This window comes from Spartobacteria bacterium UBA695 (genome assembly GCA_002298145.1).
GTDB lineage: Bacteria > Verrucomicrobiota > Verrucomicrobiia > Chthoniobacterales > Chthoniobacteraceae > UBA695.
On record DBMP01000007.1, the window covers coordinates 1 to 24,146 of the forward strand.

21 protein-coding genes and 2 tRNA genes are annotated in these 24,146 nt (G+C 59.2%); 4 read left to right on the plus strand and 19 right to left on the minus strand.

Annotation, left to right across the window (positions count from 1 at the left end; all coding sequences use genetic code 11):
* Window positions 1-195: hypothetical protein (locus B2828_RS03445; RefSeq protein WP_479632293.1), on the plus strand; the 195-nt coding region annotated here is incomplete at its 5' end.
* A 270-nt stretch (window positions 196-465) separates the two neighbouring features.
* Here B2828_RS03445 and B2828_RS03450 read toward each other — a convergent pair.
* From B2828_RS03450 to B2828_RS03540, 19 genes are all read right to left on the minus strand, one after another.
* Window positions 466-852 (minus strand): translation initiation factor, encoded by a 387-nt coding sequence (locus tag B2828_RS03450; protein ID WP_479632294.1) that lies wholly within the window; start codon window positions 850-852, stop codon window positions 466-468.
* A gap of 3 nt (window positions 853-855) precedes the next feature.
* Window positions 856-1,737: a D-hexose-6-phosphate mutarotase gene (locus B2828_RS03455; protein WP_479632295.1), complete on the minus strand. Its 882-nt coding sequence runs from the start codon at window positions 1,735-1,737 to the stop codon at window positions 856-858.
* An 80-nt stretch (window positions 1,738-1,817) separates the two neighbouring features.
* A complete protein-coding gene (locus B2828_RS03460) occupies window positions 1,818-2,480 on the minus strand; it encodes an N-acetylmuramoyl-L-alanine amidase (RefSeq protein WP_479632296.1) in 663 nt (220 codons plus the stop codon).
* 221 nt (window positions 2,481-2,701) lie between these two features.
* Window positions 2,702-4,111 carry an adenosylhomocysteinase gene (gene ahcY / locus B2828_RS03465; protein ID WP_479632297.1) on the minus strand — a complete coding sequence of 470 codons (1,410 nt, stop codon included), beginning with the start codon at window positions 4,109-4,111 and terminating at the stop codon, window positions 2,702-2,704.
* Window positions 4,112-4,227: 116 nt separating this feature from the next.
* Complete coding sequence (gene metK, locus B2828_RS03470) at window positions 4,228-5,403, minus strand: methionine adenosyltransferase (protein ID WP_479632298.1); 1,176 nt, start codon at window positions 5,401-5,403, stop codon at window positions 4,228-4,230.
* Between the two features lie 208 nt (window positions 5,404-5,611).
* A complete protein-coding gene (gene tsf / locus B2828_RS03475) occupies window positions 5,612-6,232 on the minus strand; it encodes a translation elongation factor Ts (protein WP_479632299.1) in 621 nt (206 codons plus the stop codon).
* Between the two features lie 77 nt (window positions 6,233-6,309).
* Window positions 6,310-7,035, minus strand: coding sequence for a 30S ribosomal protein S2 (gene rpsB / locus B2828_RS03480; protein ID WP_479632300.1), 726 nt, complete (start codon window positions 7,033-7,035; stop codon window positions 6,310-6,312).
* Between the two features lie 190 nt (window positions 7,036-7,225).
* Entirely contained in the window at window positions 7,226-7,801 is a 576-nt protein-coding gene (locus B2828_RS03485) for a cob(I)yrinic acid a,c-diamide adenosyltransferase (RefSeq protein WP_479632301.1), read from the minus strand.
* Between the two features lie 56 nt (window positions 7,802-7,857).
* Window positions 7,858-11,982 (minus strand): DNA-directed RNA polymerase subunit beta', encoded by a 4,125-nt coding sequence (gene rpoC, locus B2828_RS03490; protein ID WP_479632302.1) that lies wholly within the window; start codon window positions 11,980-11,982, stop codon window positions 7,858-7,860.
* A 35-nt stretch (window positions 11,983-12,017) separates the two neighbouring features.
* Window positions 12,018-15,812, minus strand: coding sequence for a DNA-directed RNA polymerase subunit beta (gene rpoB / locus B2828_RS03495; RefSeq protein WP_479632303.1), 3,795 nt, complete (start codon window positions 15,810-15,812; stop codon window positions 12,018-12,020).
* Between the two features lie 304 nt (window positions 15,813-16,116).
* A complete protein-coding gene (rplL, locus tag B2828_RS03500) occupies window positions 16,117-16,494 on the minus strand; it encodes a 50S ribosomal protein L7/L12 (protein WP_479632304.1) in 378 nt (125 codons plus the stop codon).
* 159 nt (window positions 16,495-16,653) lie between these two features.
* Window positions 16,654-17,202: a 50S ribosomal protein L10 gene (rplJ, locus tag B2828_RS03505; protein ID WP_479632305.1), complete on the minus strand. Its 549-nt coding sequence runs from the start codon at window positions 17,200-17,202 to the stop codon at window positions 16,654-16,656.
* Between the two features lie 15 nt (window positions 17,203-17,217).
* Window positions 17,218-17,922 (minus strand): 50S ribosomal protein L1, encoded by a 705-nt coding sequence (gene rplA / locus B2828_RS03510; protein ID WP_479632306.1) that lies wholly within the window; start codon window positions 17,920-17,922, stop codon window positions 17,218-17,220.
* Between the two features lie 222 nt (window positions 17,923-18,144).
* Window positions 18,145-18,570, minus strand: a complete 426-nt coding sequence (rplK, locus tag B2828_RS03515; protein ID WP_479632307.1) for a 50S ribosomal protein L11 — start codon at window positions 18,568-18,570, stop codon at window positions 18,145-18,147.
* Window positions 18,571-18,627: 57 nt separating this feature from the next.
* Complete coding sequence (gene nusG / locus B2828_RS03520) at window positions 18,628-19,191, minus strand: transcription termination/antitermination protein NusG (RefSeq protein WP_479632308.1); 564 nt, start codon at window positions 19,189-19,191, stop codon at window positions 18,628-18,630.
* Window positions 19,191-19,418: a preprotein translocase subunit SecE gene (gene secE, locus B2828_RS03525; protein WP_479632309.1), complete on the minus strand. Its 228-nt coding sequence runs from the start codon at window positions 19,416-19,418 to the stop codon at window positions 19,191-19,193. Before secE ends, nusG begins: the two co-directional genes overlap by 1 nt.
* A gap of 18 nt (window positions 19,419-19,436) precedes the next feature.
* Window positions 19,437-19,509: transfer RNA gene (locus tag B2828_RS03530), tRNA-Trp, on the minus strand.
* A gap of 39 nt (window positions 19,510-19,548) precedes the next feature.
* Entirely contained in the window at window positions 19,549-20,733 is a 1,185-nt protein-coding gene (tuf, locus tag B2828_RS03535; protein ID WP_479632310.1) for an elongation factor Tu, read from the minus strand.
* A gap of 94 nt (window positions 20,734-20,827) precedes the next feature.
* Window positions 20,828-20,900 (minus strand) — tRNA-Thr (locus B2828_RS03540).
* A gap of 372 nt (window positions 20,901-21,272) precedes the next feature.
* Here B2828_RS03540 and hisG point away from each other — a divergent pair.
* The 3 genes from hisG (at window position 21,273) to B2828_RS03555 (ending at window position 24,132) form a co-directional block, all read left to right on the plus strand.
* Window positions 21,273-22,151, plus strand: a complete 879-nt coding sequence (gene hisG / locus B2828_RS03545) for an ATP phosphoribosyltransferase (RefSeq protein WP_479632311.1) — start codon at window positions 21,273-21,275, stop codon at window positions 22,149-22,151.
* 43 nt (window positions 22,152-22,194) lie between these two features.
* Entirely contained in the window at window positions 22,195-22,299 is a 105-nt protein-coding gene (locus B2828_RS03550; protein ID WP_479632312.1) for an AURKAIP1/COX24 domain-containing protein, read from the plus strand.
* 234 nt (window positions 22,300-22,533) lie between these two features.
* Window positions 22,534-24,132 (plus strand): tetratricopeptide repeat protein, encoded by a 1,599-nt coding sequence (locus B2828_RS03555; RefSeq protein ID WP_479632313.1) that lies wholly within the window; start codon window positions 22,534-22,536, stop codon window positions 24,130-24,132.
* Window positions 24,133-24,146: the final 14 nt, after the last annotated feature.

Sequence of the window (24,146 nt, forward strand, 5' to 3'; positions counted from 1 at the left end):
AAATTCTTTCGTCGCTTTCGAAGCCCTCTACCGTCCTTCTTGCGGGGTGGACAATTTAGCGAAGTTTTTCGCAGCGTCAATCAATTTCTTTCGATTTTTTTCAGCGCCCGGCGTTTGCCGTTTCTTATTCCATCTCGCGGGGTGAACACCTTAGCGTTTGAGTTTCGGACGTCAAATCAATTTTCATTTTTTTAACATCCTCATTTCGAACGATTTAGCGTTCTCCGTTGCGGGGTGAGAACAGTAACGTTTTCATCCGCAGCGTCAACCGTTTTTTGTGGAATTTTATTTCCAGCAACTTTCGGCTGCCCCTACCCTTTCGCCGGTCTCCATACCGCTCGTGGTGGGAGGCGAAAACTAGCAAACACGGCCCCAGGGTCAACGGTATTTTGAATTTTTTGCCGATTTACTCTGGAAAAAATTTCCGCCCGGAACGCTGACAAATCCTTGGTTTCTCGCTGTTTTTTAGCGTTCTCCGGCTACGTGGAATCCTTCGGCGGCGAGGATTTCGCGCAAGCGGGCGATCTGTTCACCCTGGATTTCGATCCTCCGGTCTTTGACGGACCCGCCGCAACCGCACGCCGCGCGAAGCTCTTTCCCGAGGGCCGCGATGGCGGCGTCATCGATGGAATCGGCGAATCCGTCAACAATGACCACAGTTTTCCCGCCCCGATGAGCGGTTTCGCGCCGCAGGACGACGCGCCCTTTTTTAGAGACGTTCCGGGGCTGCGCGGCTTCTTCGGAAGGGGCCGGGCCCGCCGGGAGGCCGCCTATATCCAGGCCCGCGAAGGCCTGGAAGAAACCGCCGGACGGGGCCTGGGTGGGGATTTTGTCTTTATTGGGGCGGGACATGAATCAGATCGGTTCGGTCCGAAGCAGGGTGCGGGAAATGTGCCGCGCGCCGGGGGCGATTTCAAGGGTGTTGTCGAACACGTTGCCGCTTTCGACGCAGACCATGTGAGGCCATTCGTTGTCGCCGAAGTCCGGCATGGCCTTGGATTTGGCGATCCACGGGTTCCACACCACGGTAGATTGAGATCCGGATTTTTCGACGACGATGCGGCGGCGCAGCCCGGGGTCCTCGATGACGCAGGCGCTGGTGGTATTAATATAGTCGCGGTCGGTTTCGCCGGTGAAGCGGATCGGCTCGGCAGGCTGGTGTTTGAGCTGCATCCGGTCGAGCTGATCGTAATATTCGGCTCCCTCCAGCCCGGAGACGCTGACGTTCCGGACGTCCTGGACCAGGAAATAGGTGTGCAGCGTATCCTGAGCGCGCAGCAGTTCGCTACCGGTATTCTCGATTTCCAGCTCCATGGTCAACGCCGTGCCAACGGTGACACGGAAGTGGAGCACCCAGGAGCCGGGCCATTCCGCGCGCGCTTTGTCGTCGGGCTCCAGCCGGAGCGTCAGCACCACTTCTCCGCCCGGCTTCTGCACGAGGGACTCGGGGGTCCAGGAGCTAATGCGGGCGAACCCATGCGAGGGGAATCCTTCGCGCGGGCCGAACCACGGGAAGATCACCGGCACACCGCCCCGGATGGGCCTGCCCGGCTGGAACTGGCTTTGCGAGCTCATAAAGAGCACGGGAGCTTGGCGGGCCGGGACGAAGTGCGAGACGTGGGCGCCGTGCAGATAAATGTGCGCCTCCGCAAGCGGCGTGGTGATTTCGTAACGTGGCAGGCCGCAGGGGCCCGTTGCAAGCCGCGCGACGCCTGGAATTTCAAGCTGGGTATCCATAGAGGTTGAGAAAATAAACGCCGGTAAGCATACCGCCGCCCCGGCCCCTGCCTCAACTCCCAACTCTTGCCCCCGCCCAGCTATTGCCGCCGCTGGAGAATAATGGCGCGGGCGATCCGGCTGGCCGCTTCTTCGCGCCACGCCGCGCTGGCCGCGCGCTTGGCGTCGCCGGGATTGCTCAGGAAGGCGCATTCGACCAGCAGCGCGGGCCCTTCCGATTTCCTAAGCACGCGGTACCGGGCTGTTTTGACGCCGCGGCGTTCGCTGCCGGGCATCGCAGAAAGGAAATCCTCGATGCGCCCGGCCAGTTCCCACGTTCCCTGCCGATTGTGATAAACCTCCGCCCCGTGGGGCGCCCGGCGAACCGAGTCGTTGAAGTGGATCGAGACAAAAACCGACTTCCGGTAGCTGTTGGAGCACTCGGCCCGTTGGTCAAGCGGGATGAAGCGGTCGTCCCTGCGCGTCATGACCACACGGAACCCGGCGTCCCGCAGTTTTGCGGCCACCCGCCGCCCGACATCGAGCGCCAGGTCCTTTTCAAGAAGGCGGGGCCGTCCCCGGCTGGAAGCGCCGGAATCGTGACCGCCGTGCCCGGGATCGACCACGACGGTGTCGAAGTCGGTGACGTTATAATAACGAAGCGAGGCGCAGCCGGACAAAAAGCAAGAAACCGCGACGAGAGCGAGCACGAAGAGCGCGCCACGCCAGCGCCGGATTTTAGGAAACAATGGGAAAGTGATCATGCCATTACGGGAGCTTGTCTTTGATGCTCCCTCGGGGGGCGCTTTGTCAAGAATGGGCGGATTTTTCCACCGATTGGAAACCCGGCATCTATTGCCGCCCAGGCCCGATGAGGGATCCCGGCACCCTACCACTAAATAACACCAGGGCTTACCCAGTGCATTTCCAGACATTCTGGATTTCACTAGGTAAGCCCTGTAAACTTAAACCTAACCTTTAGTGGCTAGTAGCGGTAATGCTCAGACTTGTAAGGCCCTTCAACCGGCACGCCAAGGTACTCGGCTTGCTTCTGGCTCAAGGTCGTCAGCTTCACGCCGATCTTCTCCAAGTGGAGCCGCGCGACCTCCTCGTCGAGCTTCTTCGGCAGGATGTACACGCCCGGTTTGTAGGAGTCGCGGTGCTGCCAGAGATCGAGCTGCGCAAGCGTCTGGTTGGAGAAGCTGTTGCTCATCACGAACGACGGATGGCCCGTGGCGCAGCCAAGGTTGACCAAGCGGCCCTCGGCAAGCAGGAAGACCTCGTGGCCGTCCGGGAAGGTGTACTTATCCACCTGCGGCTTGATGTTGGTGCGGACCACGCCGGGAGCGCTGTTGAGGCGGTCCACCTGGATCTCGTTGTCAAAGTGCCCGATGTTGCAGACCACGGCCTGGGTCTTCATTTTTGCGATATGCTCCAGTGTGATAATATCCACATTGCCGGTGGTGGTCACATAGAGGTTGCCGATGCCCAGGGTCTCCTCGACGGTGGTCACTTCGTAGCCTTCCATCGCGGCCTGAAGGGCGTTGATCGGATCAATCTCGGTGACGATCACGCGGGCGCCCTGGCCCTTGAGCGATTGCGCGCAGCCCTTGCCGACGTCGCCATAGCCGCAGACCACCGCGACCTTGCCCGAAAGCATCATGTCGAGCGCGCGGTTGATGCCGTCAACGAGCGAGTGGCGGCAGCCGTAAAGGTTGTCGAATTTGCTCTTCGTCGCGGTGTCGTTGACGTTGATGGCGGGAACCAGGAGACGGCCTTTTTCGACCATCTGGTAAAGGCGATGAACGCCGGTCGTGGTTTCTTCCGAAACGCCGCGCCATTCTTTGACGACCTCGTGCCAGCGGCAGGGCGTTTCGCCGTGGATTTTCTTCAGGAGGTCTTTGATGACCTGTTCCTCATGGTTGCCGCTCGCGGTGTTGACCCAGTCCTCGCCCGCTTCGAGCTCGTATCCTTTGTGAATCAAAAGCGTGGCGTCGCCGCCGTCGTCAACGATCAATTGCGGCCCCAGCCCGCCCGGGAAGCTGAGGGCCCGGTTGGTACAGTCCCAATATTCCTCCAGCGTTTCGCCCTTCCAGGCGAACACCGAGACGCCCGCCTTCGCGATGGCCGCGGCGGCGTGGTCCTGGGTGGAGAAAATATTGCACGAACACCAGCGCACCTCGGCGCCGAGAGCCACAAGGGTCTCGATCAGCACCGCCGTCTGGATCGTCATGTGAAGCGATCCCATCACGCGAACGCCCGCGAGCGGTTTGCTGGGAGCGTATTTTTCGCGGATGGCGATGAGGCCGGGCATCTCCTGCTCGGCAATCTCGATTTCGAGGCGGCCCCAATCGGCCAGGGAAAGATCAGCTACTTTGAAGTCTTGGTTACTCATGAAAAGATGAAGAAAATTTATCAGGAACTCAGGAGCTCAGGAAAAAGGCAGAACTTTTTAGGTTTTTGCCGCTTCCTTTTGCGCCCTTTGCGCCTTTTTGCAGTTAAAAATAGGGGCTAGAGCGCGGATTTGAGGGCGTCGACCTTGTCCGTGCGCTCCCAGGTGATGGCCTCCAGGTCGTCAATTTTGCCAAAATGTCCGTAATTGGTGGTCTTGGCGTAGATCGGGCGGCGCAAATCGAGCTGCTCGATGATCCGGGCGGGCTTGAAGCTGAAGACGGCTTTCACCGCCGCTTCGATTTTTTCCTCCGCCACGGTGTTGGTTCCGAAGGTGTCGATGTGGACGCTGACCGGGTCGGGATACCCGATGGCGTAGGCAAACTGCACTTCGCAGCGCTTCGCGAAGCCCGCGGCGACCACGTTTTTCGCCACATACCGGCCCATGTAGGCCGCCGAACGGTCCACTTTTGTCGGATCTTTGCCCGAAAAAGCGCCGCCGCCGTGCCGTCCCATGCCACCGTAGGTGTCGACGATAATCTTGCGGCCGGTCAGACCGGTGTCTCCCTGAGGCCCGCCGACGACAAAACGGCCGGTTGGGTTGATCAAAAATTCGGTTTTCGCCGTGAGCAATTCCACAGGGAGCTGCTTTTTAATGACTTCGCAGATCAAAAATTCGCGGATTTCAGCGTGGCTGACGCTCGCAGCGTGCTGGGTGGAGATCACGACGTTGGTGATTTCGACCGGTTTTCCGTCCTCATAACGCACCGAAACCTGGCTTTTGGCATCCGGACGGAGCCAATCGACGGCCCCGGACTTGCGCAGGCGGGTGACTTCGCGGCCCAGGCGATGGGCGAACATGATCGGCGCGGGCATCAATTCGTGCGTTTCGTCGCAAGCGTACCCGAACATCAACCCCTGATCACCGGCCCCTTGCTCGGCATGCCCTTTGCCCTCGGCCTCGCGGGCGTCGACGCCCTGCGCGATATCCGGGCTCTGGGAGGTGATGATGTTCATAATGAACACCTTGTCGGCGTGAAAAATGTCGTCGTCGTTCACATAACCGATGCCGCGAATGGCTCCGCGCACGATTTCGTCGTAGTTCACCTTCGCTTTCGTGGTGATTTCGCCGCCGACCACCACCACGTTGCTTTTGGCGTAAGTCTCACACGCGACCCGGCTCAGCGGATCCTGCGCATAGCAGGCGTCGAGCACGGCATCGGAAATCGTGTCGCAAACTTTGTCCGGATGGCCTTCGCCGACGGACTCGGAGGAGAAAATGAAGCTTCGAGGCATGGTGATGATTTGATTTTTAGAAACTAGACTCGGTTAAGGCTAGCGGCAAGGACCGCGAGCAACAAAACATTTACGAATCTGGATGCGTTGATTGATGGGGAAAATTTGGTCGTGAGTCAATCCAAATCGGGTACGTGGGAGTTTCATCCGGGCACAAAAAAAGCCGCGGATTGCTCCGCGGCTTCAAATCAATTGGGAAGGGTTCCCCTTATTCAGCGGCTTTCAGGTCGCCGGAGATTTCCTCGCCCACCATGTAGCGAACGAAGCGACGGATGACCATGTTTTCGCCCAGTTCAGCGATCTTGCTCTTGAGCAATTCGGAGATGGTCTGGTCGGGGTTCTTGATGAACGCCTGATCGAGCAACGCAACGGTGGAGAAATATTTGTCCATCTTGCCGTCGACGATCTTCTCAACGATGTTCGCGGGCTTGCCTTTGACCTGGTCGGCGGCGATTTCGCGCTCGCGGGCGATGAGGTCAGCCGGGACCTGATCGCGGGAAACGCAAATCGGGCTGGCGGCGGCGATGTGGAGGGTGATGTCCTTGACGAATTCGCGGAAGGCCTCGTTCTTGGCGACGAAGTCGGTTTCGCAATTCACTTCAACGAGCACGCCCACTTTGCCCTGCATGTGAATGTAGGAGGCGATGATGCCTTCCTTGGTCGTGCGGGAGGCTTTCGAACCGGCCTTCATGATGCCCTTCTTGCGAAGAAGATCCTCGGCTTTTTCGATATCGCCGCCGACTTCTTCAAGGGCGCGTTTACAATCCATCATCCCCGCGTTGGTCTTTTCGCGGAGGGTTTTAACGAGTTGGGAAGTGATTTCGCTCATAGATAGCTTCTATATAAGAGAGAGAGGTTGAAGCGCCGCCAGACCCCTGAGGGCCCAGCGGCGCGGGGAAAACGGAACTATTCGCCGACGGCGGCGAGATTCTCCTGGGCGGCTTCGGCCGGGCGGCTGCCACCGGAAACCAAGGCGTCGACCAGCTTCTGAAGGATGATGCGGATCGAACGGATGGCGTCATCGTTACCGGCGATCGGGTAGTCGATGATCGTCGGGTCGGCGTTCGTGTCAACAATGGCGACGACCGGGATCTTGAGGCGGCGGGCCTCGGCAACGGCGATGGCTTCACGCGGCGTGTCGATGACAATCATGACGTCCGGGTTTTTGTCCATGTTGCGGATGCCTTCGAGGTTCTTGAAGAGCTTGGCACCCTCGCGCTTGACGGCGGCGATTTCCTGCTTGCCCATCTTGGTGTACTCGGGCTGCTTTTCGAGATTCTCGATGTATTTCAGGCGGGCGATGCTCTTGCGGATCGTGGTGAGGTTGGTCAGCGTGCCTCCCAGCCAGCGCTGGTTGACGTAGTATTGACCGGCAGCCTGGGCGGCTTCCTTCACGGCTTCCTGGGCCTGCTTCTTGCAGCCGACGAAGAGAACCTTGCCCCCCTTGGCGGCAACACCGCGCAGGTACTCAGTGGCGGTCTCGATCTGCTCGACGGTAATGCTCAGGTCGATGATGTAAATGGAGCTGCGCTTTTCGAAAATAAACGGCTTCATCTTCGGATTCCAGCGCTTGGTCTGGTGACCAAAGTGGACGCCCGCTTCGAGAAGTTCCGTCATGAGTTCTGTAGACATAAACGATGTATTTTAGGTTTCCTGCGGCTAAAGGGCGCGTAGGTCCGCCCTTTGGTTTGGACGCGTGCGGTGGTCCCGTCGCGTCCGGTTGGTTATTGGGTTTTTCGGTTGGTCAGTTTTTGACGACGAAAGTTCAATTTTTGTCCGAAACCCCGCTCGAAGGCAAGGGAAAAGGCACCGCGGGTTTGCGCTAAGCGGTGGTGCTGTCCTCCACGGGCTTGTTTTCCTGCGTTTCCACCCAGCGGGCCCAGAGCCAGAGCAGGTCGGAAAGGCGGTTCAAGTAACGGATGATTTCCACGCTCAGGCCGGGATCGGTCTCGCGCAGACCGACGATGAGCCGTTCGGCCCGGCGGCAAATAACACGGGCCAGTTCCACGGAGGCGCTCGCGACGCTGTCGCCCGGGGTCGCCCAGCGGTGAAACTCGATCTGGTGATTCTGCTCCAGGTCGTGCACGGCGTCGGTAAGGGTCTGGACCATTTCCGGGGTGGTCACGCCGTAGGTGCTGGTGCGATGGCGTTCCCGGTCTTCCGGAGCCACGGCCACCTCGCCCATCAGCACGATGAGTTCCTTCTGGATCCGAAAAAGCGGCTCGGTGATGAACGGATCTCCCACGCTCCCTTTTAAGAAAGCCCGCGCCATCCCAAGCTGGGCATTGAGTTCGTCCACCGCCCCGTTGCAGGCGATGCGATGGTCGGTTTTGGGAACGCGCCTTCCATAAAGCAGGCTGGTGCTGCCCTGGTCGCCGGTTTGAGTTGAAATTGACATAAATGAAACCGGCGGCGCCTTGTGAGCGCCGCCGGGGGTTTAAGGATTTCTTTAGCTTAAGCGAGCGGTTGCTCCACTTCGGTCTCGATCTCGATGATCGGCTCTGGAAGCGGTTCACCGTGGGAGACCAGCTTCACCGAGCGGTGCTTGGAGAAGCCCGTGCCAGCCGGGATCAGGTGGCCCATGATGACGTTTTCCTTGAAGCCGCGCAGGTGGTCGATGCGTCCCAGGGTCGCCGCTTCGGTCAGCACACGGGTCGTGTCCTGGAAGGAAGCCGCAGAGATGAACGAATCGGTCTCCAACGAAGCCTTGGTAATACCAAGGAGCACCGGGCTCGCTTCGGCGGGCTTGCCACCTTTCTCGATGACTCGCGCGTTCTCGGCCTCGAATTCGAGCTTGTCCACCTGGTCGCCCCAGAGGAGCGTGGTGTCGCCCGGATCGGTGATTTTGACCTTGCGGAGCATCTGGCGAACGATGATTTCGATGTGCTTGTCGCTGATTTCCACACCCTGCAGACGGTAAACTTCCTGCACTTCGTTGACCAAGTGCTCCTGGAGTTCGTGAGGTCCACAGATGTCGAGGATTTCGTGCGGCACTACCGGACCTTCGGTCAGCTGGCTGCCCTTCTTCACAAAGTCGCCCTTGAAGACGATGATGTGCTTGTTGAGCGGGACCAAGTGCTCCTCTTCGACACCGGTTTCCGGGTCTTTGAGGATCACGCGGCGCTTGCCACGAACCGATCCGCCGATTTCCACAACACCGTCGATCTTGGCGATCTCGGCGGAGTCCTTCGGGCGGCGGGCTTCGAAGAGCTCGGCCACACGCGGCAGACCGCCGGTGATGTCCTTGGTTTTGGCGATCTTACGCGGCGTCTTGGCGAGCAGCTGGCCGGCTTCGGCGATATGCCCTTCCTGCACCGTGATGTGCGCCCCGGCGGGGATCGAGTAGTTGGCCCCGACTTCGCCCTTCTCGTCCAAAATGACGATCTGAGGGAAGAGGTCTTCCTTGTGCTCGATAACGACGGACTCGGCAACGCCGGTGGAATCGTCCACCTCACGCTTGACGGTGACGCCGTTGATCATGTCGCGGAATTCGATCTTGCCTGCCATCTCTGTCAAGATGGGGACGTTGTACGGATCCCACTGCACGAAGGTCTGGCCCTTCTTGACGGCCTGGCCTGCGCCCACCGCAATGACGGCACCGATGACGACGGTGTAGTTTTCCAGTTCCTTGCCGTCCTTGCCGTGGATGGTAATGGTGCCGCTCTTATTAAGAACGACCCACGTTCCGTCCGTGGTCTGGACCGCACGCAGATCATCGGAGAAGTGGACGATACCGTCGTTCTTCGCCTTGATGATCGGCTGTTTGAAGGTCTGGGACGCCGTTCCGCCGATGTGGAACGTACGCATGGTGAGCTGGGTGCCGGGCTCGCCGATGGACTGGGCGGCAATGATGCCGACCGCCTCGCCGAGTTTGACGGCCTTGCCGGTGGCCAGGTTGCGGCCATAGCACTTGGCACAAACGCCGCGCTTGGATTCGCACGTGAGCACGGAGCGGATCTTGAGTTGCTCCAAGCCGATCTTGACCACCTTGTCGGCGGTGACTTCGTCGATGATCTGGCCAGGGACGATGATTTTGTCCTTGGTGACCGGGTCGATCACCGTCTCGCAGCTAGTACGGCCCACGATACGTTGGCCGAGGTCCACGACCTCTTCGTCGCCTTCGTAAATGGAGCGAACCACGATGCCCTTGACGGTGCCGCAGTCCTCTTCGGTGATGATGACGTCCTGGGCGCAGTCGACGAGCTTACGGGTAAGGTAACCGGAGTCGGCCGTTTTCAGAGCGGTATCGGCCAGACCCTTACGGGCGCCGTGCGTGGAGATGAAGTACTCCAACACGGTGAGGCCTTCGCGGAAGTTCGAGGTAATCGGCTGCTCGATGATTTCGCCCGAGGGCTTGGCCATCAAACCGCGCATACCGGCGAGCTGTTTGACCTGCTGGCGGTTACCACGAGCGCCGGAGTCGACCATGACGTAGACCGGGTTCAAGTCCTTGCGGCCCTCGTTGTATTCGAGGGTGCGGAACATGACGTTGGAGATCTGCTCACCAGCGTGGGTCCAGATGTCGACGACCTTGTTGTAACGTTCGCCGTCGGTGATGATACCGTTGCGGTACTGCTTCTCGACCTGGGCGACTTCCTTATAGGCGCGCTCAAGCTCCACCTTCTTCTCGGCGGGAATGATCATGTCGGCGATGCCGATGGAGATGCCCGCTTTGGTGGCCCACTTGAAGCCGAGTTCCTTCATCCGGTCGAGGGTCTCAACGGTCTTTTGGGGACCGGCGACCTGGTAGCAACGCCAGATGATGTCGGAGAGCTGCTTCTTGCCAGCGGCTTTGTTGAAGAAGCCGAGGTTGACCGGCCAAATGGAGTTGAAGAGCACGCGGCCCGCGGTGGTTTCGATCACCTTGAGGTCTTTGTTGCCGTAGACGGTCTTCTTGCCAAGGTCGGGATTCACAAACCGAATCCGGTCGGCAATCTTTAGCTTGCCCTCGGTCATGGCGAATTCGACTTCGCCCTGGTCGCTGAAGAGCGGGAGACGCTCCGGGACCGGGGCGTTCTTGCGCGGATTCTGCGAGAGGTAATAGCACCCGAGGGTAATGTCCTGCGACGGGGTCGTGATCGGCTTGCCGCTCGAAGGCGAGAAGATGTTGTTGGAGGCCAGCATGAGCATGCGGGTCTCCATCTGGGCCTCGATGGAAAGCGGAACGTGAACGGCCATCTGGTCACCGTCGAAGTCGGCGTTGTAAGCCGTGCAGACGAGCGGATGGACGCGGATGGCCTCGCCTTCGATGAGCTGCGGTTCGAAAGCCTGGATCGACAAGCGATGCAGCGTCGGAGCGCGGTTGAGGAGCACGGGATGGCCACGCGTGACTTCGTCCAAAATATCCCAAACCTCGGGGGTCTGGCGCTCGATCATTTTCTTGGCCGAGCGGACGGTGTGAACGTAGCCGAGTTCCTTCAAGCGCCGGATGATGAACGGCTCGAACAGGACGAGCGCCATCTTCTTGGGCAGACCGCACTGGTTGAGCTTGAGTTCCGGGCCGATGACGATAACCGAACGGCCGGAGTAGTCGACGCGCTTGCCGAGCAAGTTCTGGCGGAAGCGGCCGCCCTTGCCCTTGAGCATGTCGGAGAGCGATTTGAGCGGGCGGTTGCCAGCCCCGGTGACGGCGCGGCCATGGCGGCCGTTGTCAAAGAGGGCGTCAACGGCTTCCTGCAACATGCGCTTTTCGTTGCGGATAATGACCTCCGGCGTCTTGAGCTGGAGGAGATTTTTCAAGCGGTTGTTGCGGTTGATGACGCGGCGATAGAGGTCGTTCAAGTCAGACGTCGCGAAGCGGCCCCCTTCGAGAGGAACCAGCGGGCGGAGGTCCGGCGGGATGACGGGCAGGACGTCCAGGATCATCCACTCGGGACGGCTCTTGGAGGTCATGAAGCCCTGAACGAGCTTGAGGCGCTTGGCGACCTTCTTGCGGATCTGCTTGGAGCGGGTGGTGCCCATCTGCTCTTCCAGCTCGGTGTTGAGCTGGGCGAGATCGGTCTGGGCGAGGAGGAGCTTGATGCCCTCGGCGCCCATGGAGGCCACGAAGCTGCCGTCGCCGTATTGGTCGAGAGCCTCGCGGTACTCGTTTTCAGTCAGAAGCTGGCAGCGCTGGAGCGGGGTGGTGCCCGGGTCGATGACGATGTAATCCTCGTAATAGATCACGCGCTCAAGCTGGCGGCTGGACATATCCAGCATCAAGCCGATGCGCGAAGGCATGCACTTGTAGAACCAGATGTGCGAAACGGGCACAGCCAGCTCGATGTGGCCCATGCGCTCGCGCCGCACGCGGGAGAGGGTGACCTCGACGCCGCAGCGGTCGCAGATCACGCCCTTGTGCTTGATGCGCTTGTACTTGCCGCAGGAGCATTCCCAGTCCCGGGTCGGGCCGAAAATACGCTCGCAGAAGAGACCGCCCTTTTCCGGCTTGAACGTCCGGTAGTTGATGGTCTCGGGATTCTTGACTTCGCCGCTGCTCCACTGGCGAATGGTATCAGGAGCCGCCACCGCAATGGCGATTTGGTCGAAACCGGCCCCTTTGTCAGCGGGAAAAATGTCACGGAAATTGGAATCACTCATTTTCTTACAGACTTATAGGTTGCGTTAGGCGGCGGTTAGGCGAGTCCCTCGGGAAGCGCGGGTGCGGCGGCCCCGGCGCGAACGTCGAGGCAGAGGCTCTGCATTTCCTTGATAAGGACGTTGAACGATTCCGGGGTACCCGCCTCAAGCGAGTTGTCGCCCTTGACGATCGACTCGTAGATGCGTGTGCGGCCCTGCACGTCGTCCGATTTGACAGTTAAGAGTTCCTGGAGCGTATAGGCTGCGCCGTAGGCTTCGAGCGCCCAGACCTCCATTTCGCCGAAGCGCTGGCCACCGTATTGCGCTTTACCACCCAGCGGCTGCTGCGTGACGAGCGAGTACGGCCCCACGGCGCGGGCGTGGATCTTGTCCGCGACCAAGTGGCCCAGTTTCAGCATGTAAATGTAGCCGACAACCACCTGCTGATCGAACGGATCGCCCGTGCGACCGTCGTAGAGGGTGGATTTGCCGTTATCGCCGACCCACGTGAAGCCGTCCACTTTCTGGGCTTGCTTGAGGTAGTCGAAAATCTGTTTCTCTTCGATACCGTCGAACACCGGGGTGGCCACCTTGAAGCCAAGCGCCTTAGCGGCGACGCCCAAGTGGGTCTCCAACACCTGTCCGACGTTCATACGAGAAGGCACGCCCAGCGGGTTCAGGACGATTTCCACCGGAGTTCCGTCCGCGAGGAACGGCATGTCCTCTTCGGGGACGATGCGGGCCACGACACCTTTGTTACCGTGGCGGCCTGCCATCTTGTCACCCACGGAGAGCTTCCGCTTGGAGGCGATGTAAACCTTGACCTGCTTGATGATGCCGGGATCGATCTCGTCGCCCGCTTCGATGCGGTCCATGGAGCGCTCGGTTTCGAGGTCGAGCTCATGGAAGCGGTGTTCGAACTGGCTGATGATCTCGCGGATCTTGTTGCGGATCGGCGAGGGATCGATTTCGACGTGATCGTGAACGCTGGCGAGCTTGCGCAGGAGCGTCTTGGTGATCTTCCGGTTGGCCGGGATGATGATTTCGCCGGTCTGGGCGTTGACGACGTCGAGCGGGATCTTCTCACCCAACAGGATGTTGGAGAGGGCTTCCGTCAACTGCTCGTGCAGCTCGTCCTTGCGGCGATTCAGATCCTCGGTCGCGGCCTTGATCTGGCGCTTGGTCTCCGCCGGGGTCAGCTTGGACTTGGCCAGCTCCTTGCGGGAGGAGACCTTGACGTCCATCACGATGCCGTAGGTGCCCGAAGGAACCGTCAGCGAGGTGTCCTTAACGTCGGCAGCCTTTTCACCGAAGATGGCGCGCAGGAGGCGCTCTTCAGGGGCGAGTTCGGTCTCGCTCTTCGGGGTGATCTTGCCGACGAGGATGTCGCCCGGCTTGATCTCGGCACCGATGCGGATGACGCCGTCCGGCCCGAGGTTGCGAAGCGCTTCCTCAGAGACGTTCGGGATGTCCCGCGTGATTTCTTCCGGTCCCAGCTTGGTGTCGCGGGCGCCGATTTCGAATTCGTCGATGTGGATGGAGGTGTAGATGTCCTCCTTCACGATCTTCTCGGAAATCAGGATAGCGTCCTCGAAGTTGTAGCCGTTCCACGGGGTGAAAGCGACCAGCACGTTGCGGCCCAGAGCGAGTTCGCCCTGCTGCGTATTCGGGCCGTCGGCAAGGACGTCGCCCTTCTTGATCTGCTGGCCTTTCTTGATGATCGGCTTCTGGTTGACGCAGGTGGAAGCGTTGGAACGCATGAACTTGCGCAGTTCATAGACGTACACGCCCTCGGCAACGTCGGTCTTGATCCGCTTTTTGCCTTCGGGCAGCGATCCGTCCTTGGTGACGATGATCTGGTCGGCGGTCACGGAGGCGGCGACGCCGTCAGCTTCCGCGAGGATCACGGCCTTGGAGTCGCGGGCGACCTTGCCTTCCATGCCGGTGCCGACGAGCGGCGACTCGGAGACGAGAAGCGGCACGCCCTGGCGCTGCATGTTCGAACCCATCAACGCGCGGTTGGCGTCATCGTGTTCGAGGAAGGGAATCAAGCCAGCGGCCACGGAAACGAGCTGCTTGGGCGAAATGTCCATCAAGTGGACCATCGTCGGCTCCACCTCAAGGAAGTCGCCCCGGTGACGGACGGCGATCTTCGGGTTGATGAACGAACCGTCTTTGTTGATCGGCACGTTGGCCTGAGCCACGTAGTAATTTTCTTCCTGGTCGCCGGTGAGATACTCGATCTTGTCGGTAACGCGCAGGTTTTCCACCACCCGGTAAGGCGTTTCGATAAACCCGAAATCGTTGATCCGGGCGTAGGTGGACATGGAGCTGATCAGACCGATGTTAGGACCTTCAGGCGTCTCGATCGGGCAGATACGGCCGTAGTGGGAAGGATGAACGTCGCGGACTTCGAATCCAGCGCGGTCGCGGGAGAGGCCGCCCGGTCCAAGAGCCGAAAGACGGCGCTTGTGGGTGAGCTCGGCGAGCGGGTTGGTCTGGTCCATGAACTGCGAGAGCTGGGACCGGCCAAAGAAGTCGCGGATAACGGCGGAAAGGGCCTTCGGGTTGATGAGCTTCTGCGGCGTCATGCCTTCGATATTGACGTCGAAGAGGGTCATGCGCTCTTTGACCAAGCGCTCCGTACGGGCCAAGCCGACGCGGCACTGGTTGGCCAAAAGTTCACCCACGGTCCGCACGCGGCGGCTGCCAAGGTGATCGATATCGTCCAGGGAACCTTCGCCACGGCGCAGGCCAATCAGGTACTTCATCGCGGCGATGAAGTCGTCCTTGGTCATGACGCGCTCGTTGAGTTCGATCTGAAGACCGAGCTTCTGGTTGATCTTGTAACGGCCAACGCGGCCCAAGTCGTACTTCTTCGGATCGAAAAAGAGGCGCTTAAGGAGACCGCGAGCGTTCGGCACGGTGGGCGGATCGCCAGGGCGCAGGCGGCGGTAAATATCCTTGAGGGCTTCCTCTTCGTCGTGCGAGGGGTCCTTCTTGAGGGCCTTAATGATCGTGTCGTCGAGCTTGGTATCGACGACTTGCACTTCCTTCACGCCCAAGTTGAGCACCTGGCGGATGGTGGCCTTGGTCAGCGGTTCAAAGGCACGGGCGACGGTGATTTCGCCATCGCGGATGTCGCTGATAAGAACCTTGGTGGAAATTTCTTCCTCTTCGAGCTTCTCGGAGAGTTTGAGGACTTCGACTTGGTAGAAAAGCTTGATGATCTCCTCATCCGTGCCGTAGCCGATGGCGCGCAGGAAGGTGGAGGCCAGGAACTTCCGACGGCGACGGCGGCGGTCGAGGTAAATGTAGAGCAGGTCGTTGGTGTCGAACTGAACTTCGAGCCAGGACCCGCGGTCAGGAATGATGCGGAAGCTGTAGAGAACCTTGCCGTTCAGGTGAACGGAAGATTCGAAGGCGATGCCCGGCGAGCGGTGCAACTGGCTGACCACGACGCGCTCGGCGCCGTTGATCACGAAAGTGCCCTGCGGGGTCATGAGCGGAATTTCGCCCATGTAAACCTTCTCTTCTTTGGTCCCCTTCTCGTCGATGAGGCGGAAGGTGATGTGAAGCGGGGCGCTAAAAGTCTGCCCCTCGCGCTGACATTCAAGCGCGCTCATCTTCGTCTCGCCGATTTCATAGCTGACGAAGTCGAGCGTTACCTTCTCATCATAGCTCTGGATCGGAAAAACCTCACGAAAGACCGCTTGAAGGCCGATATCTTTTCGTTTACTTGGGGTAACGTCCCGCTGAAGAAACTCGATATAGGAATTAACCTGAATCTCGATAAGATTAGGCGGTTCACTAACTTCCTTGAGTTTACCGAAGTAGATTCGCTCTGACATAGGTGGTGCGTTGGGTTGGGGCCGTCTGCCGGCTGGAAAGGAAACTTGAGAGGCAGCGGTAAAGTTACCGATTCATCTTGGGCTTTCCGGCACCATGCCGGATAAAAGCAATAGGCCGAAAGGCGCGAGTCGTCAAACGACCCGCGGCTTTCGGTCTCTGATCTTGAAATCGGTGATACGCTGAGTGGTTCAGAAAGTGCGTGCTCCCCAGGGAAAAATTGGGCGTCTAAACTAAAAGACAAGCAGGCGTGCGGCAAGCCTTTTTTCGCTTGCCGCACGCACAAAAGGATCGATTTTTTCGAAATTACTTAATTTCGACCTTGGCGCCAGCCGCTTCGATCTTCTTCTTGATCTCTTCGGCTTCTTCCTTCGTCACGCCTTCCTTGATGGTCTTAGGGGCGCTCTCGACGAGGGCTTTGGCATCAGCGAGGCCGAGGCCGGAAACCGCAGCGCGGACTTCCTTAATGACCCCGATCTTGTTGCCACCGACTTCCTTCAGAACGACGTCGAAGGAGGTCTTTTCTTCCACGGGCGCCGCGGCGGCACCTGCGGGAGCAGCGGCGACGGCAACGGGAGCCGCGGCGCTAACGCCCCACTTGGTTTCGAGAGATTTGACGAGTTCAGCAACTTCCAGGACGGTGAGGCCGCTGAGTTGGTCGACGATTGCGTTAATATCAGCCATTGTATGTTTCGGTGTCGTCGTTGACCGGAGGCTTCCGGTGGTTTAAGGCGAACGGCCGTTCGCCCGACGAGGAACCAGTTTGTTGTTTTACTTGGTGTTTTCTCGCGGGAGGGTTCCTCCCGCAAAAAAGGTTCTTTTGTAGGAATTGCGGGCCTTCGCTTACGCGGCGGCTTCGCCTCCCTCGGTTGCGGCGGGAGCTTCGGCACCCTCGTTCTTCGCCTTGAGCACGCGAGCCAGCGCGGAGGCCGGTTCGTTGAGCAGGCGGACGAGTTGACCAGCGGGGGCCTGAAGGACACCCAGGAGGGTGGCCAGGAGGACTTCGCGGCTCGGGAGGTCGGCGATGGAGTTAATCTGGTCAACACTCACGACCAGGTTATCCACGACACCGATCTTGATCTCGGGCTTTTTGGCTTCGCCAACGAAAGTTTTCAGCACCTTGGCGGCGGCGGCGACGTCTTTATCGCCGATCACGATGGCCGTCTGGCCTTTGAGATCAGACGAGATGTCCGGGAGGCCGATTTGGCTCAGCGCACGGCGCAGGAAGGTGTTTTTGACCACCCGGTACTCCGCGCCGATTTCGGCAAGGCGGTTCCGAAGGATGGAAAATTGATCAACGCGCAGGCCGGTGTAATCCGTGACCAACACGAAGGGCGAGGCGTTCAGCTTCGCCTGCAAATCTTCAACGATAGTGACTTTTTCGGGTCTCATGATGTGCGGCTCGTGTTATACGGTTTTGGAGAACGAGGAGGCGTCAACCTTGATGCCCGGCGTTTGGGACGCGGCGAGCGTGACGTTGTGCACGAAGGTGCCCTTGGCCGAGGAAGGCCGGGATTTGATGATGGCGTCGATCACGGCAGAACCGTTTTCAACAAGAGCTGCCTCGGAGAAGGAGAATTTGCCGAAGGGAACGGCGACATTGCCGTTCTTGTCGAGCTTGAACTCAACGCGGCCCGCTTTGACTTCCTTGACAGCCTTGGCGGTGTCTTCGGTCACGGTGCCAGTCTTCGGGTTCGGCATCAAACCGCGCGGTCCAAGGACTTTACCGAGTTTACGAACTTCGCTCATGGCGCCGGGAGTGGCGACAGCGACATCAAAGTCCTGGAAGCCTTCCTGGATCTTCTTGATAAGGTCTTCGAATCCGACGAATTCGGCCCCGGCTTCGCGGGCGGCGTCAGCGGCCTGGCCCTGGGCGAAAACGAGCACGCGGACGGTTTTGCCGCTGCCGTGAGGGAGCGGGGTGGTGCCGCGCACCATTTGGTCGGATTGCTTGGGATCGACGCCGAGACGGAACGAAAGGGTCACGGTCTGGTCGAATTTAGCGGCGGGCAGTGTCTTTAAAAGAGCGATTGCCTCCGCGAAAGGATACGCCTTGGCTCCCTCCACCTTTTCGGCGGCGGCGCGATAGCGTTTGCTTCTGTGTGTTGCCATAGATTGGTGCAGTGCGAACGGTGATTTTACCCCCTTTGGAACTCCAATAGGGGAGCAGAATTCACCTCCTGCTGTTAAAGTTGGAAGGCGGAGTATGCGGTCTAAGGGGAAAAACGCAACGGTTTTTTCGCCATTGCACAAATTTTCCGTTGACCGCGTTTAAAAAAAGAGCCGCACCGACGTCGCGGTGCGGCTCAAAAGAGAATTCAGAGAATCGCTTGATTAACCTTCGATCTCGATGCCCATCTGGCGGGCCGTTCCAGCGATAACGCGGAAACCGGCTTCATCATTCCGGGAATTGAGGTCCTTGGCTTTGATCTTGACGATGTCCAGGACTTGCTTCTTGGTGAGCTTGGCCACCTTGGTCTTGTTCGGTTCTTTGGAACCGGCGGCGATCCCGGCGGCCTTCTTCAGGAGAATGGCGGCGGGCGGCGACTTGGTGATGAAGCTGAAGCTCTTGTCTTTGTAGACGGTGATGACGACCGGGAGAATGTCTCCGGCCTGCTTCTGCGTGGTGGCGTTAAATTCCTTGCAGAACGCCATGATGTTGACGCCTTGCTGACCGAGCGCGGGCCCGATGGGGGGCGCGGGGTTCGCCTGGCCGGCGGGAATCTGCAATTTAATCTGTCCTACGACTTCTTTAGCCATGTGAAAAGGTGGGTGCGGGTTGGTTGATGAAAATTTGGTGGCTTGGGTTCGCGACGCTTAGGAGCGCTCGACCTGCCAGTATTCGAGTTCGACCGGGGTGGAACGCCCGAAGATGCTGACGGAAACGCGGAGTTTGCCGCGTTCGGGGTCGATCTCTTCGACGACGCCACTCTGGTTTTGGAATGGCCCATCGGCGACCTTCACGGTTTCGCCGACTTCGAAGCTGACCTTCGGTTTGACGGTGTCTTCGCGTTCGGCCATCTGGGCGAGCATCGTCTCCACTTCCTGGTCGCGCATGGGAATCGGGCGGTCTTTCGTTCCCGCAAAGCCGATCACCCCTGTCGTTTCACGAATGAAATACCAGGTGCGGTCGACGAGCTGATTTTGCTCGTCGAGCAGGTGCATGTTGATAATGAGGTAGCCAGGAAGGAGCTTGCGAACGGTTTCGGTCCGTTTGCCCCGTTTGACCTCGGATACGCGCTCGGTGGGAATCAATACCTCGAAAATGAGATCGCCCATTTCCTCGGTCTTGATGCGCTTGACGATGTTGTCATGCACTTTCTGTTCCTGTCCGGACAGAACGTGCACTGCGAACCACTGACTGCGTGCCGTGTTTGCCATTACTTTTGCCAACCTCCGCCGGTAAGCACACCCACGACGTTCAGGAGTACGAAATCCAGGAGCGCGATATAGCCGCTCAGAATGAGCATGGCGACGACCACGACGAGCGTAGAATCGACCAGTTCCTTGTATTTCTTGAACCCTCTCTCCTTCGGATCCCACGGCCAGCTTGCCTTGGCAAGCTCTCCGCGGACTTCGGAGATGAACGTTTTGGTTTGTGCGAGCATGAAGTTTAATTTGAAGAACAGGCCAGGAGGGACTCGAACCCCCAACAGGCGGTTTTGGAGACCGCTACTCTACCAATTGAGTTACTGACCTTAAGTTCTTCGGTGCTTTGGGGCGTCTTTTAAGGGACGCTTAGGCGATGATTTCAGCCACGCGGCCGGCGCCAACGGTACGGCCACCTTCGCGGATAGCGAAGCGCATGGTCTTTTCCATGGCGATCGGCGTGAGCAGCTCGATCTCGAGAGTCACATTATCACCAGGCATGACCATTTCAACCCCTTCCGGCAGTTTGCAGCTTCCGGTCACGTCGGTGGTGCGGAAGTAGAACTGAGGACGGTAGTTGCTGAAGAACGGGGTGTGACGGCCACCTTCATCTTTGCTCAGGACGTAAACTTCGGCCTTGAACTTGGTGTGAGGGGTGGTCGTGCCCGGCTTCGCGATAACCTGGCCGCGCATGATGTCTTCTTTTTTGACGCCGCGGAGCAGAACGCCGACGTTGTCACCCGCACGGGCTTCGTCGAGAAGCTTGCGGAACATTTCGATGTCGGTGGCGGTGGTCTTGGCCGTCGGCTTGATGCCCACGATCTCGACTTCTTCCATCTTCTTGAGGATACCGCGTTCGACACGGCCGGTGGCGACAGTGCCGCGACCTTCAATGTTGAACACGTCTTCAACCGGCATCAGGAAAGGTTGGTCGAGCGGACGCTCGGGCTGCGGGATGTATTCGTCAACGGCGTCAACGAGAGCGAGGATGGCTTTTTCAGCCTCGGCGTCGCCTTCGAGGGCCTTGACGGCGGATCCCTTGATGATCGGGATAGTGTCGCCAGGGAATTCGTACTGGGTCAGGAGGTCGCGAACTTCCATTTCAACGAGGTCGAGGAGCTCGGGATCGTCCACGAGGTCGCACTTGTTGAGGAAAACGACCATGGCAGGCACGCCAACCTGGCGGGCGAGCAGGATGTGCTCACGGGTCTGAGGCATGGGGCCGTCAGCCGCGGACACAACGAGGATGGCGCCGTCCATCTGGGCCGCGCCGGTGATCATGTTCTTGACGTAGTCGGCGTGTCCGGGACAGTCAACGTGAGCGTAGTGACGCTTGTCGCTCTCGTATTCGACGTGAGCAGTATTGATCGTAATGCCGCGCTCTTTTTCTTCGGGAGCCGCGTCGATTTCGTCATACTTCTTCGCCTGGGCCTTGCCCGATTTGGCGAGAATAGTGGTGATGGCGGCGGTCAGACTGGTCTTGCCGTGGTCGACGTGGCCGATCGTACCAATGTTCACGTGCGGTTTGTCGCGCTTGAATGATTCCTTAGCCATTTTAGGATCTCCTCGTTCTCTTGAGTTTAGGTTTTATTGTTAAAAGTGTTTGTTGAAGTCCGGCTCGCCTTGCCGCGTTTCTCATGCGGAGGGGAGCCCATGACCGGGCTTGAACCGGTGACCTCGTCCTTACCAAGGACGTGCTCTGCCAACTGAGCTACATGGGCGTCTTTTCCCTGCAGGAGAAGGTAACCTCGACAAGCCGGTATGAAACCAACCCAACGCGGCGGCCAACTCCTACGCCCAAACGAGCCATGGGGCGAAAAACCCCCGGACCGATCCGCCTCTCGGCAGACTCAGGTGTCGGGTTCGAATTTCACTCTTTGGTCGTAAAAGCGAGTGGGGAAGGTAGCAAAAGCGGGCGGGCTGTCAAAAGGTTTTCTTTGGCACCCCCAAAAAAGTTTCCGCCTTTTCAAAACGCCCCCTCTGCGACGCGGACCCGCGCCACAAGCGGCTCCGCGGAAGTTTTCTTGCGTAAAAGCGAAGATTTTACTCGCCACGGCGGCCGAACCCGCCTAAAAGGCTCCTCCCCTTTTTCAATGAGCCAGAAGATCCTTAGAATCGGGCTTCCCTCGGGAAGTCTCCAGGAACCCACCCTCGCCCTTTTCGGCAAGGCGGGCTTCCATATTAACGTGCCGAAGCGCTCCTACAAGCCTTCCGTCGACGACCCCGAGGTGGAGATCCGCCTCCTGCGGGCCCAGGAAATCAGCCGCTACGTGGAGCACGGCTACCTCGACATGGGGCTCACTGGCCGGGACTGGATTGTTGAAAACGCCTCGGATGTGCAGATGCTCGGGGAATTGATGTTCTCCAAGGTCAGCAGCGCCCCGACCCGCTGGGTGCTGGTGGTCCCCGAGGCCTCGCCCATCCAATCCGTTAAAGATTTGCAAGGCAAGACCATCGCCACGGAGGCGATCGGCATGACCAAGCGCTTCCTGGAATGCAATGGCGTCGAAGCCAAAGTGGAATTTTCCTGGGGCGCGACCGAAGTGAAAGTGCCCGACCTGGTCGACGCCATCGTGGACGTCACCGAGACGGGCTCCTCGCTCAAGGCCAATAAACTGCGCATCGTGGAGACCTTGATGACCTCCTCCCCGCAGGTCATCGCCAACAATGCCGCGTGGGCCGACGACTGGAAGCGCAGCAAGATGGAGAACATCATGCTGCTCTTGACCGGCGCCCATAACGCCCGCGACAAGGTCGGCCTCAAAATGAATATCGAAGAAAAGGCATTGCAGAATCTTCTCGATGCCCTACCCTCGCTCCGCAATCCGACCATCTCTCAGCTCGCCCAGGGTGGGTGGGTCGCCGTGGAAACGGTGATTGATGAGAAGGTTGTGCGGGAGATCATTCCCCAGCTGAAGGCACTCGGTGCCGAGGGGATCATCGAATACCCCCTGAACAAAGTCGTTTACTAGTAAAAGCTAGTTTTTAACCAGCCAAGTAGAACAGCAGTCACGTATGGGTTCCTTAAAGAAACGCCGTAAATCCAAAATCGCGAAGCATAAACGCCGTAAGCGGATGAAAGAAAACCGCCACAAGAAGCGTTTGCGCTACAAGAGCTAGGCAGGGATAATTGCATCCATGAGACCACAGAGAGCCCTTTCACTCACCCGTCAGAGGCTCCCTTGGTCCGTATGGATTCGTCCCGCTCTAGTCCGTTTAGCCATCGGGGTCGGCATTCTGGCCGGCCCCCTTCTTTCTCATGGCTGGGCCAAATACCGTCCGAAACCGGATGGCAAAGCGGCCCAGACCGACACGGAAGCCACGCCAAACAAACCTTTGGCGAACGTTACCGATTTGTCTTTGAGCAAGGAGGGCGAGCGCAAGGCTCAGGCCCTTGCGCATTTCGCCGACGGATTCATCGCCGAGGAGGACGGCGAAACGGACCGCGCATTTGAATCCTACCGACGCTCCCTGAGCGCAGACCCCAACAACCCCGATCTGGCCGTAAAAGTCGCCTTTGAAATGGCGCGCCGCGGGGAGGTTTCCGAGGGGATCAGTCTCCTCAAAGACGCGGCCAAGGCCGCCCCGCGCGAGATGTTGCCACCGCTGTGCCTCTCGCAAATCTACGCGAAGTTTCTCAAAAAACCGGCGCTAGCCATTCGCTACGCCACGATCGCGCTCGACCTCAATCCGGACAACATCAGCCCCTATCTGGCGCTCATCGAGCTCTACACCCAGGCCAACCAGACCCAGAAAGCCGTGGCCATTCTCGACCGGGCGCTTAAAAGCAAGAGCCCCGACGCCGATTTCTGGGCCCAGCTCGGCGACCTCTGCCTGAAGCTCGACCAGCCGCAGGACGGCTCCCCGGTGCCGAAGGAAAAGCTGCCCCGCATTAACGCCCTCTTTGAAAAAGCGCGCAAGCTCGCCCCTCAGGACCTCGAAATCGCGGGCAAAGCGGCCGATTTTTACTACGAAACCCAGCAATTTGAGACCGCCATTCCGCTGTTGCGCAAATTGATCGGCGAAGAGGAAGACCCGGCCAGCGGCGACGCCCTCGCCCTTGGGGAAAAGCTGGCCCGCGCGCTCATGGGCCTCAACCGTCGCCCCGAAGCGCTCAAAGTGCTGGAGAAAATGGCCGTCGACGCGCCTGAACGGAAGGAAACCTTTGCGCTGACCGGCGACAACCACCTCCTGGAAGGCAACATCGACCAGGCGCTCAACGCCTACCGCCGGGTGCTCGAACTCGACCCCTCCATTGCCCCGGTCTACCTCCGCATCGCGGATCTCCAGATGCGCCTCGGCCAGAAGGAAGAGGCCGTCGCCACCCTCCAGGAAGCCCGGAAAAAATTCCCCGGCACGGCGCTCATCACCTACTCGCTGGCCGCCACACTCGCCCAGGCTGGGCTTTACACCCAGGCGCTCCCAGTTTTCGAAGAAACCCTGCACGAAGCCCCCGCCTCCAAGCCGACCCTGACCAACGCCAGCTTTTACTTCGCCTACGGCATGGCAGCGGAGCAGGCGGGCGACCTCGACCGCGCCGCCACGCTGCTGGAAAAAAGCATCTCACTGGCTCCGAACGATTCCGCCCAGGCACGCAATTACCTTGGCTACAGCTGGTTAGAGCATGGCAAGCGCCTTAAGGAAGCTGGGGAACTCATTCAGCGCGCCGTGGCCGACGAACCGGAAAACGGGGCCTTCCTCGACAGCCTCGGCTGGTATTTTTACAAGACCGGCGACTTTACCCACGCCATCGTTAACCTCATGAAAGCCGTGGAAAAGATCCCGGAGCCGGACCCGGTGGTCCTGGAGCACCTCGGCGATGCCTACGCCGCCAAGGGCGACCTCGCGCGGGCGCTTGAAGTCTGGAAAAAAGCGGCCGCGCTTGAGGGAGCCAGCAAGGAACTCCCTGGAAAAATCAGCACCGCCTCCCAGAAGCTTGGCTCCAAGCCCTAGCCTGGGTTAACCTC